Source organism: Ilumatobacter sp. (assembly GCF_041688325.1).
Taxonomy (GTDB): domain Bacteria; phylum Actinomycetota; class Acidimicrobiia; order Acidimicrobiales; family Ilumatobacteraceae; genus Ilumatobacter_A.
This window is the reverse complement of record NZ_JBDNIJ010000181.1, coordinates 1-10940: the sequence shown is the minus strand read 5'-3', so window position 1 is coordinate 10940 and position 10940 is coordinate 1. Positions and strand designations below refer to the sequence as shown.

The following is a 10940-nucleotide window of genomic DNA, read 5'->3' as shown; positions in this document are numbered from 1 at the left end:
GATCTTGTTCAAAAACTTGATGAACTGCGCCGAGTCGTGGTTCGAGCGGAGTTCGGTGATCACCTGGCCGGTCGCAATATCCAAGGCAGCGAACAGGTCAATGGTGCCGTTTCGTTTGTAATCATGAGGTGGCGACTTCGATCATCGCACCCGGCTCCAAAAGTTGTATGGGTTTCCACGCTCCGACGTATCACTCAGTGGCATCGGGTGGGCAGCTGGGGTGGGTAACCAGCTCCCAAGTAGGCGCACAGAAACGTGGCATGAGTCTCCTCTCGGCCGATCCTCGACAGGGCCGGCGGTTCGTCTGCGGCGAGTTGGGACTTCGTGCAGCGTCTCGGTGACGGCTGTCGTGCTCGAGACCGAGTCGGTGCCGCGGCGATTGGCCTTCATGTCTGAGGCGCCGAAGTGGGGAAGGTCCGCTGTCCTTGGATCGATCACGCATAACTCCCGCCGCCACTAGATCGGGGTCGGAGGCGGAACGGCACAGTCCAAAATCCTGCCGATGCCAAACGTGGGAGAGTGTCGTGCAGCGGTGCTCGGATTGGATGCTCCGCGCTCGGCGCTTGATCGGTACTCTAGTAACGCCGCATCGGCGGCGTCCCTCAGGAAAGGTGAAGCGGTGGAACGAGTCGATTACGAGTCCATGGTCATTCAGGACATCCTGAACGCCCACGATCGCGGCGAATTGAACATTTCGCCTTGGTATCAGCGACGCGCAGTCTGGTCGAGCTCGCATAAGGCGTACTTGATCAACTCAATCTTCGAAACGATGCCCGTGCCCAGCATCTACATACGACACGCAATCGATCTTGACCTAGAGAAGACCGTGAAGGAGGTCGTTGACGGACAGCAACGGCTTCGGTCGGTTATTGAATACAAGGCGAACGAGTTCTCGGCGCGGCATCCCGACCACAAGCGTCGTGTCCTCTTTCGGGATCTGTTGCCAGCGCAGAGACAAGCGTTCCTGATGGCCAAGCTCCCGGTCGCGTATCTGATCGGTGCTGACGACACGGATGTGATCGAAATCTTCGGTCGTCTGAATGCCGTTTCTAAGACCCTGAACGCGCAGGAGAAGCGGTCAGCGCTGTACAGCGGAGAATTCCACCAGTACTGCCTTCGCGAGGCTGCAACCCGGTTGTCGATCTGGAGAGGCCTCGGTGTGTTCACGGCGACAAACATCTCACGGATGGACGAGGTGCAGTTCACAGCCGAACTCTCTATGGCGCTTGAGGGCGGCATGAGCGACTTCAGTGCGGCCCGAATCAACAAGGCCTACAAGGATTGGGATAACGATTTCCCACATCGCGAGGATGTTGCGGTTCGGTTGAACCGGATCTTCAAGCTGATCGGCTCTTTGAATCCGTCCGCGGTCAAGGACACCATCTTCAGTCGGTCGCCGTTGTTCTACTCGTTGGTGCTCGTCTTGGACAGTGAGAAGCGACTGCCGTCCAAAGCGAACCTTGAGCTGGCGCTCAGTGACATCGACGCCCGCTTCAACGATCCTCGGCCGGTGAGTGAACGACCGGCTGAAGACCTGGCATTCGTTGCAGCGTGCACGGCGAGTACCCAGCGAATCAAGTCGCACCAGACGAGGTTTGACTACATCAAGTCGTCCATCTAGCGCCGTCGCAACGTGCCCGCGCCAAATGTTGAAGTGCCGTACCGTGAGTTCCTCCGACGGTGCGGCCGTCACAGCCAAGTTGTGGACGGCTTGTCCACCGTTGCTCCGCCCCTGCAGCGTCTGTTGGCTGAACTTGTGATGATGCGACTCTTCGACGATTTCCAAGAGGCGATATCGGGGGTTGCGCTCAGACTCGCATGTGGCGCACCATACGGAGATGGGTCAGAACCGAAGCTCCTGACCGGTCCAGCTCGATCGACGACCAGCGCCCGGGTGCTGCTCGAAACCCACGGCAGAACCAAGTCAAAACCCTTGAAGTGGTCCAAGGTCAAGTTCATCAACGACACAACCAAGTTCGTGTTCGACAGTAAAGAACCGTTTCGCACCGCCTGCCAAGCCGGCTCGATTCCGATCTCGGAGATGCAGGCGGTCCGCAACCGAATCGCGCACAACAGCAAGAGTTCGCGAAAAGATTTTGGCAGCGTGGTCGTCCGCCACTACGGCGCAAGCGTAAACAGCGTTACGCCCGGCGTTCTGCTGCTGTCTCCACGATTCGCTCCGAGGACGTTGGACCGTTACATAGCGATATGCCGAATCATCGTTCGGGATTGCAGCAAGTCATAGCCCCTTGGGCTCGACATCTTCGTATCTAACCAAGGTCTAGTGACAGAAGTCGAAGCCTCGATCCGAAGCTCATCGCGGCGTGCAGTGCCGGCGCCGGACGCGACATCGACCGCCCAACCGCACCCGCACCCCGTAGGGGGTACGCCCCGGGTTGGGTGCCGTCCAATCACCTATAGATACTGTCTGCTCCGAATCTGTGTGTAGGTCTGTCTCGTTGCCGTTCGTGACTAGGCGGGCACTTTTGGGCGTCTGGCGGAGTCGTGGGCTCTGGCGGTTGGTGCACGGCACCTGATATTGGGGAACGGCACAACCGCCTGCTGAACCTGAGCGACTGCATGAATACGCACTCGTCGAACCAGACACACCGGGCACTTCGGGCTCTGGTGCCACGAGACCAGATGCAGGTCAGAACCAAGTAAGCCGCTCGTTCAAGTGCAAGAATCGAAACATGTCACCCACCGATTCCACAGGAAGCAACACGCTGATCAAACGTTGCCTGGAAGAGCTGGCGAGTGCTCGGCCGTGAACCTGGCTGAGATCGAGAAGAACGTAACGGAGCTCGATCTCGACAAGGGCTTCGATCTCATCTATGACCTGCTCCTCGCGTACGACCTTCCGAAGTCGGGCGTGACTCTCCTGCAGAAGGGCAGCCGGGACCTGTCGGACAATGCGAATGAGCATCTCTGGAAGGACAGGGTGTTCTATCGCTTCGTCAAGGATGACGAAGCGGATCTGCATTCACTGATCGACGCGGCTCGAAATGACGGCAAGGTGAAGCGAGCGCACCCTCGGTTCCTGATCGTGCAGGACGGCAAGCGTCTTCTGGCTTTGGATGCCCGCACAGAGACCACGCTCGACATCCTGCTTACGGATCTGCCAGCTCACTCAGCGTTCTTTATGCCCTGGGCAGGTGTCGAGAAGACCCAGCTTGAAAGCCTCAACTATGCCGATGTGAAGGCGGCCGAGAAGATGGCTCGCCTGTACGACGAGATCGCTGGTCACAACGCGATCCACGACGAGCAAGACGTTCGAAACCTCAACGTATTTTTCTCACGGCTGCTGTTCTGCTTCTTCGCTGAGGACACGCGAGTCTTCGACGAAGGAAGCTTCACCGACGCCATCGCATCGTTGACGCAGCCGGATGGAACGGACACCAGTCCCTTTCTGGATCAACTCTTCGAAGTATTGGACACCGACCCAGCCGACCGCGCCGGAGTCCCATCCCATTTCCGGGCCTTCGGCTATGTCAACGGTCGGCTGTTTGCTCAGCGTTCATCCGCTCCGAGGTTCTCGGCCAAGGCGCGCCGAATTCTCCTCGAGTGCGGAACCCTCGACTGGTCCGTAATCAATCCCGACATCTTCGGCTCAATGATCCAGGCAGTAGTGCGACCAAGCCAGCGGGAAGGCTTGGGCATGCACTACACGTCAGTCGAAAACATCATGAAGGTCATCCGGCCGCTGTTCCTGGACGACCTCCTTGCACAGTTTGACCGGGCCGACACTGTCGCGAAGCTTCAGCGACTTCTGGACCACATCTGCGACATCAAGGTGTTCGACCCGGCGTGTGGGTCTGGAAACTTCTTGATCATCGCCTTCAAGGAGCTACGAAAACTGGAGCATCGCATTCTTCAGCAGATGGGCGACCTAGACCCAAACGCGGTAGGAATGTTCAAACTGTCAGGCATCAAGCTTGACCACTTCTACGGCATCGAGATCGACGACTTCGCTCATGAAATAGCAATCCTCTCGCTCTGGCTCACCAAGCATCAAATGAATGTCGAATTTTTGGAATTGTTCGGCGTCGAGATAGCGCTCATTCCTTTGCGTGATACCGGAAATATCACGTGCGGGAACGCCGCTCGCCTTGACTGGGAGTTGGTCTGTCCACCCAATGGACGTGTCTACATATTGGGCAACCCACCGTACCGGGGAGGGAAGCTGCAGATACCGGAGCAAAAACAAGACTTCGTGGACTTCTTCGGTACCGAAAAATACTCGCGCAACATGGATTACATCTCTATTTGGTTCATTCTTGGTGCCCGCTACGTCTCTCGAAACAATGCTGAATTAGGTTTCGTATCTACTAACTCGATCACGCAAGGCGATCACGTCGGCCTCCTCTGGCCTGAGCTACTTGATCAAGGTGTTTCGATTTCTTTCGCTCACAAGTCTTTCCTGTGGGACAACCAAGCCAGGAATCGGGCTGGTGTGATGTGCATAGTCGTGGGGCTCTCAATGAGGCCGCCGACGCTCAGGGCCCTCTACGACGGAGCCCGAGAACGACTTGTCTCCAACATCAGCCCGTACCTCCGGCCCGTTAACACCAACACTATCGTTCATTCTGAGAATCAATCTCGGAATGGACTTCCAACGATACAGCAAGGCAGCAGGTCGAGCGATGAGGGCTTCTTGACGCTCACGCCCCTCGAACGAGAAGCGATCTTGAGTGAGTCGCCCGAAGCCGTCGAGCTCATCAAGCGGTATCTGGGCAGTCGAGAGTTCTTGCACAATATCGACCGATATTGCTTATGGATCGAGGATGACAAGGTTGCCTTAGCGCGGAGCATCCCGATGATTGAGAGGAGACTCGATGCACTTGAGGCCCGACGGCGACTGGGTGGTCATTCTGCGCAACAGGTCTCACACACGCCGCACCGTTTCGGACATCGATCGCACCAGAACAAGCCATCGATCATCGTTCCTCGGACTTCGTCCGAGAGACGTCAGTACATACCAATGGGTTTTCTTGGTGCCGATACCGTGATTTCCGACGCTGCGTTTGTCATCTACGGAGCCGAGACGTGGGTATTTGGTCTCCTGCATTCAAAGATGCACATGGCATGGGTTGACACTGTGGCTGGCCGGATGAAGTCCGATTACCGGTATTCGGGAAAGCTGGTTTACAACTCGTTCCCCGTCCCCGCCACAACGAAGCAGACTCGAGACTCCGTGGCCTCCGCTGCGCTCGACGTCTTGACCACCAGAGAGCGCTTCTCGGCGCAAACTTACGAGGAACTTTATGACCCAGACAAGATGCCGATTGCTTTGCTAGAGGCTCACCGCTGCCTCGATGAAACTGTGGATCGCTTATACCGCAAGCGAGCTTTTTCTTCAGATGATGAGCGAGCGGCGATGCTCTTCTCGATGTATGACGACCGAGTGGCTAAGCAGAAGGAGGCGAACTAATGCCTAATCTCGTGGACGTTGAGTACGAGCGGACAGGTGCGTCCACGTCCGTCAACGCGCTCGGCATGCGAGAGATGCAGGAGCGGGCGTATGAGGCTCGCAACAGTCAGTACCTGCTGCTCAAAGCACCGCCTGCATCGGGCAAATCTCGCGCACTGATGTTCCTGGCCTTGGACAAGATTTACAACCAAGGACTGAAAAAAGTCATCGTCGCAGTTCCGGAACGTTCAATTGGTTCTTCGTTCGCGAGCACGAACCTGGTGGATCGTGGCTTCTTCGCGAACTGGGAAATCCGGGACGAGAACAACCTCTGCACGCCTGGCGGCGACGCATCGAAGGTCGCTGCTGTCCGGCGGTTCCTTGAAGGGCCGGATGCCCTACTGGTGTGCACGCACGCAACGCTTCGGTTCGCTCACGAAGCTGTGGATGAGGCGCTGTTCGATGACACCCTGTTGGCGATCGACGAGTTCCATCATGTGTCGGCCGACCCGAACAGTCGCCTGGGTGCGGTTCTTCGGTCAGTGATGAGCAACACGTCCGCGCACGTCATTGCCATGACCGGCTCGTACTTCCGGGGGGACGCGATTCCTGTGCTTGAGGCTGCCGACGAAGCCAAGTTCACCAAGGTGACCTACAACTACTACCAACAGCTCAATGGCTACACGTACATGAAATCGTTGGGCATCGGCTACCACTTCTACCAAGGCCGATACACCGACACAGTGCACGAGGTGCTCGACACCGACCGCAAGACGATCCTGCACATCCCGTCCGTGCAATCAGGCGAATCAACGAAAGACAAGCATCGAGAGGTAGACGGCATCCTCGATGCCATCGGAACAGTCGTGAACCAAGATGACGAGACCGGTGTCATTCTCGTTGAACGCGCGAGCGACGGAAGAATGATCAAGGTCGCCGACCTGGTTCAGGATGAGGCTGCACAGAGGTCAAAGATCGTCGAGTACCTCCGAACGATGGAGGCCGAGGACGACATCGACCTCATCATCGCCCTCGGGATGGCGAAGGAAGGGTTCGACTGGACCTGGTGCGAACACGCCCTCACGGTCGGCTACCGGGGTTCGCTCACCGAGATCATTCAGATCATCGGTCGCTGCACCAGAGATTCGCCGAACAAGACGCACGCACAGTTCACCAACCTCATCGCGCAACCTGCTGCTGACGACGAAGAGGTGAAGGTCGCGGTGAACAACATGCTCAAAGCGATCACCGCTTCACTGTTGATGGAACAGGTGGTCGCGCCGAACTTCAAATTCAAGACCAAACGGGCTGCCGGCGAGCAGCCGAAGCCGGGTGAGATGCACATCGCCGGATTCAAGGAGCCATCCACGCAACGAGTGCGGGAAATCGTTGATGGAGATCTCAACGATCTCAAAGCTCAGATTCTTCAGGACCCTTCGATGCTGAAGGCGATGCCGGGCAACGTTGACCCCGAGGTGATGAACAAGGTTCTCATCCCGAAGATCATTCGAACGCGGTACCCAGACATGACTGAGGCGGAGGTTGAAGAGGTCCGTCAGCATGTGGTGGTGGATTCGGTCATCAAGAACGGCGAGATCAAGGATGTGGACGGAAAGAAGTTCGTCCTGATGGCGAACCGGTTCGTGAATATCAACGAACTGAACTTGGATCTGATCGACCAGGTGAACCCCTTCCAGAAGGCGTTCGAGATCCTTTCGAAGTCTGTGACGAAGCAGGTCCTCAAGATGATTCAGGACGCGATTGATGAGACGCGCCTTGAGATCAGTGAAGAGGAAGCGTTGCTTGTCTGGCCGAAGGTGCAGGCGTTCGTGAGGGAGCGAGGTCAGAAGCCAGATGTGCGTTCACCTGACCCGTTGGAACGCAGGCTGGCCGAGGCGCTTCTGTTCATTCAGAAACGTAAGCGGGAGTTAGGGGTGTGAAGCTCGACGCTGAACAGATTCGTCGAATGCTTGCTGAGGACGAATTCGATCTGCTGCGCGAGACTCCGAAGCCCGCTCCAGTGACATCGGGTGACCGGCTAATCACGGGATTTCTGGAAATCAACGAGTTCGTCGATGCCCGCGGTCGGTCCCCAGTGTCGAATCCGGCTGATATCGGCGAGTTCAAGCTTGCGGCTCGGCTGAAGGCGTTGTCGGAGAACGATGAGCATCGCGAAGCCCTGCTGGAGCATGACAAGCACGGTCTCCTGAAGGAGCCAGAGCCGCCCGCGTCGATCGCTGATCTGCTCGCCAGCGATGATCTTGGACTGCTGGATGACGAAGTTGATCTGCACACGCTGACCCATGTCCCAAAGGTTCAGGCATCGCCAGAAAAGGTGGCGCAGCGCAAGCCTTGCGAAGATTTCGAGTCGTTCAAGCCGATCTTCGATCGATGCCACGCAGACCTGCGCGCGGGCAGGAGAAAATTGGTTCAGTTCCGTAACCCCCGCCACATCGAGGCGGGTCGGTTTTTCACGATGGCCGGTGTGCTCGTATTTGTCGCTGAACTTGGAGAGCTTGAGAAGACAGAGTCGGGAAGGAACGGGCGCACAAGGTGCATCTTTGACAACGGCACAGAGGCTGATCTGCTGCTTCGCTCTCTTGCTCGGCAGCTGTACGACGGTGGGCGTCTTGTGACTGAGCGAGACGATGTCATTAGGGAACGAATCGAGGTCCATCCCGACGCACGAGTCGGTTCGGTCTACGTTCTGCGGTCGTTGAGCGATGACGAGCAAGTGCTTTCGATTGACAATCTCCACAAGATCGGGTCCACGTCGAGGACGGCCTACGAGCGAGTCGCAGGAGCCGAGCAGCACACCACGTTCCTCAACGCTCCCGTCGAGGTGGTCGCGGAATACCGTCTTCAGGCTTTCGCAGTAGGAGCCGTTGAGGACATCCTGCACCGGTTCTTCGCCGCATCATGTCTTGACGTGTGGTTCGAGAACGCCGGCCACAATATCGCTGAGGCAGACGAGTGGTTTGACGTGCCTCTCGCTGTCATTGACGAAGCGATCAACCTGATCGAGGCGGACTCAATCACGAGCTTTCGGTACGACCGAGAATCGAGCTCGATTCAATTGGCCGAGTGAACGTCTGGAGCGAACCGCTCTCCGCTCACAGCGCCGACCGATGTCACCGTGACGAGCAGCTCACTGAGCGAAAGCTGAATCGACCTCGGCAGTGCACCGTGCGAAACGTTCCCCTGTGCCGGTTTCCCATGCTCCGGTTTCACCAGGTCGCAGTCCTTGAACATGTGCTCGCGACGAATCAACAAGTATTCCAGCAGCGGTGAAATAGCGGACGGCGATGAAGACATCAACCGTCTTTCCGCTGCGGTTCGTGACAGTGCCCGTAGCCGTCCCAGCCGAACGATCGAAATAGTCGTCCAAAGTGTTGCCGGAATCGACGTCACCGCATTCTTTTGTGACCTTCATCAACGGTGACAATGGTGGGGTGGTCTGTCGTGGGGCGAAGGTCTGGCGGGGTGCGACGGTCTGGCGGGGTGCGACGGTCTGCGAAGAGGAGCTGCCGTTGTCATTGTTGCTGACGTAGATGGCATACGCCCCCAATGGAACTACTACCGCAATCAACACGGCAACAAGTTTCCTCGTTGCCTTCGACTCCGGCCCTCGGTGGAGGGACCACCCACCACAGGTGCGGCAGGCACGTCATCCAATACAGGGTCAGCAGCTGCGGCAGGTTCGACACTTACGGCAGCCGCAGGTTCGGTGGACAAGGTTGCTGCGTACTGATCCGTCCAGTCCACGCCATCGAAAAAGCGAAGCCTTCCCGCCTGCTCAGAATCAGGAAACCAGCCGGACGGCATGCGCGGTGTGCTCATGGTCGCCACCATATGTCCCATCTTCCACGGCGACGGTAAGAGCCGGGCACAGTCACCGCGATGGGCAGGCGACGAACATGTAGCGACTGGACCATCTAACCGGGGCCCTCTCATGGCGTCGGTCTTCTGATCAGATCGTTGCAGCCAGTTCGTCGAGTGCTCCCGCGACACGTAGGTGCTCATGGCGGGCTTCGACTCCGAGTTCGTAGTGACCGCGCCGCAGGTTTTGGATGAACGCATGACCGCGGATCACTGTCGACGCGGTCCGGTCCGTCCGCAAACCGCGCATTGGCCGGAGTCTCGCCTTGAGCCGGCCGTGATCGCACTCGACCCGGTTGTTCGCGTATCGGGTGGTGTCGTGGAACACTTCTGGGAGGAGGTCGTCGACCACGCGCGGCAACGGTGCAGCAAGAGCCGTGGTCGCCTCTCTTGGCCGGTCACGGCCTGCCAGCATTGTCTCGAAGAACTTGGTGGCCGCTGCGACGTTGCGGCGTTTCGACACGTGAACGTCGATGACCTGGCCGTGCTGGTCGACTGCGCGGTAGACGTAGCGCCACACGCCGGCCACTCGGACGTAGGTTTCGTCGACAAACCAGCGATCAGCGGCACTGTGCCGAGACGGGCGTGCTGCGTCGATGACGAGCGGAGCGAAGCGTTGCACCCATCGATCGATCGTCACGTGATCGACCTCAACGCCGCGCTCGGCCAGCAGTTCTTTAACATCGCGGTTCATGGGGGCGGTTCTTTGATGCAGGCTGGCGTCAGCGGCTTAGCGCCGCCGAGGTCGGAGCCAGCGAGAAGGCGTTTGTCCCATATATCTGCCGACGCTGAATGACAAGGTCCAACACGAGCTGGACAAAACACCTGATCAGACGACCTCCAACGGATCGAATGGGTCTGAATGGACGGCTCGGAACGGTTTCCTAAGCTGTTTGTCGCAGGTGGCTGGTTGGTGTTCTTCCTGATAGAGCGGTTTGAAGTTCCGCGTCGGCCGGGCCGAGGGACCCCTAAACGAGCACACTGATCGATAGCGCAGTCCGTTGAGGAAACTCCCGAACGTCTCGTGTGCCCTGAGAGGGCCCCGGTTGGTGGTCCAGTCCTGTTTCTCTCCTCCCGATGCCTTTACACAGACATGGACAGTTCCTCGACAGATAGAAGTAGCCACCCGTCACCGCTGCTCCCTCGCTGTTAGTGTTGGTGTTGCCGGTCCGAGATGACATCAACATATGGGCGGAGTGAGGTGAAATGATGACAACAATGACGGAGAATACCGAGGTCCGGCGGGCCCGCCGGTCGTGGCCTGCGAAGTTCAAGCTTCAGATCTTGGCCGAGATCGACGCTGCGAAGGCGACCGACGAGCCGGGAGCTGTTGGTGCGATCATGCGCCGCGAGAATCTGTACTCGTCGCTGATCTCAGAGTGGCGCCACCAGCGCGACGCCGGCGCTCTTGTGGGGCTCGGCAACAAGGGCGGACGACCAAGGGTCGACCCGGCACGCGACGAACTCGCCCGCCTTCGCGGCGAGTGCGAACGACTCGAAGCCGAGCTGGACACAGCGAACGAGTTGATTGAGGCGCAGGGAAAAGTGTCGGCGCTCTTGCAGCAACTGTCCCGCAAGAGCGCCAACAAGAACTCGACGACATCGTGACCGCCGGCATCGAAACGTGGACACCCAAGGTCGGGATCGCCCG

9 protein-coding genes are annotated in these 10940 nt (G+C 58.0%); 5 read left to right on the top strand and 4 right to left on the bottom strand.

Annotated features, from left to right (window positions below):
• The first annotated feature begins 619 nt into the window (after nt 1-619).
• The 3 genes from ACH2EI_RS11290 (at nt 620) to ACH2EI_RS11280 (ending at nt 7350) form a co-directional block, all read left to right on the top strand.
• Nucleotides 620-1621, top strand: coding sequence for a DUF262 domain-containing protein (locus ACH2EI_RS11290; RefSeq protein WP_395160068.1), 1002 nt, complete (start codon nt 620-622; stop codon nt 1619-1621).
• Between the two features lie 1146 nt (nt 1622-2767).
• Complete coding sequence (locus ACH2EI_RS11285) at nt 2768-5431, top strand: class I SAM-dependent DNA methyltransferase (protein WP_395160066.1); 2664 nt, start codon at nt 2768-2770, stop codon at nt 5429-5431.
• On the top strand, nt 5431-7350 hold the full coding sequence (locus tag ACH2EI_RS11280) for a DEAD/DEAH box helicase (protein WP_395160064.1): 1920 nt from the start codon (nt 5431-5433) through the stop codon (nt 7348-7350). The genes ACH2EI_RS11285 and ACH2EI_RS11280 overlap by 1 nt, the downstream gene beginning before the upstream one ends.
• Nucleotides 7351-7448: 98 nt before the next feature.
• Here the strand turns inward: ACH2EI_RS11280 and ACH2EI_RS11275 are convergent, their stop codons facing one another.
• Nucleotides 7449-8087: a hypothetical protein gene (locus ACH2EI_RS11275; protein ID WP_395160062.1), complete on the bottom strand. Its 639-nt coding sequence runs from the start codon at nt 8085-8087 to the stop codon at nt 7449-7451.
• Between ACH2EI_RS11275 and ACH2EI_RS11270 the strand changes: the two genes are divergently transcribed.
• Nucleotides 8043-8498 carry a GIY-YIG nuclease family protein gene (locus ACH2EI_RS11270; RefSeq protein WP_395160060.1) on the top strand — a complete coding sequence of 152 codons (456 nt, stop codon included), beginning with the start codon at nt 8043-8045 and terminating at the stop codon, nt 8496-8498. The two genes, ACH2EI_RS11275 and ACH2EI_RS11270, sit on opposite strands and share 45 nt — an antisense overlap.
• Before the next feature lie 60 nt (nt 8499-8558).
• Here the strand turns inward: ACH2EI_RS11270 and ACH2EI_RS11265 are convergent, their stop codons facing one another.
• From ACH2EI_RS11265 to ACH2EI_RS11255, 3 genes are all read right to left on the bottom strand, one after another.
• Nucleotides 8559-8843 carry an FxLYD domain-containing protein gene (locus ACH2EI_RS11265; RefSeq protein ID WP_395160058.1) on the bottom strand — a complete coding sequence of 95 codons (285 nt, stop codon included), beginning with the start codon at nt 8841-8843 and terminating at the stop codon, nt 8559-8561.
• 152 nt (nt 8844-8995) lie between these two features.
• Complete coding sequence (locus ACH2EI_RS11260) at nt 8996-9235, bottom strand: DUF2510 domain-containing protein (protein ID WP_395160072.1); 240 nt, start codon at nt 9233-9235, stop codon at nt 8996-8998.
• A gap of 145 nt (nt 9236-9380) precedes the next feature.
• The gene (locus tag ACH2EI_RS11255; protein WP_395160070.1) at nt 9381-10004 is read right to left on the bottom strand and encodes an IS6 family transposase; all 624 of its coding nucleotides are present in this window, start codon (nt 10002-10004) and stop codon (nt 9381-9383) included.
• Between the two features lie 503 nt (nt 10005-10507).
• Between ACH2EI_RS11255 and ACH2EI_RS11250 the strand changes: the two genes are divergently transcribed.
• Nucleotides 10508-10897 carry a transposase gene (locus ACH2EI_RS11250; protein ID WP_395160056.1) on the top strand — a complete coding sequence of 130 codons (390 nt, stop codon included), beginning with the start codon at nt 10508-10510 and terminating at the stop codon, nt 10895-10897.
• The last annotated feature ends 43 nt before the right edge of the window (nt 10898-10940 follow it).

What these genes read in the sequence shown, in the direction of transcription:
- ACH2EI_RS11280 (WP_395160064.1), top strand. Translation starts at nt 5,431, where the DNA reads ATGCCTAATCTCGTGGACGTTGAGTACGAGCGGACAGGTGCGTCCACG.
- ACH2EI_RS11275 (WP_395160062.1), bottom strand. Translation starts at nt 8,087, where the DNA reads ATGGACCTCGATTCGTTCCCTAATGACATCGTCTCGCTCAGTCACAAG.
- ACH2EI_RS11265 (WP_395160058.1), bottom strand. Translation starts at nt 8,843, where the DNA reads ATGAAGGTCACAAAAGAATGCGGTGACGTCGATTCCGGCAACACTTTG.
- ACH2EI_RS11260 (WP_395160072.1), bottom strand. Translation starts at nt 9,235, where the DNA reads ATGCCGTCCGGCTGGTTTCCTGATTCTGAGCAGGCGGGAAGGCTTCGC.
- ACH2EI_RS11250 (WP_395160056.1), top strand. Translation starts at nt 10,508, where the DNA reads ATGACGGAGAATACCGAGGTCCGGCGGGCCCGCCGGTCGTGGCCTGCG.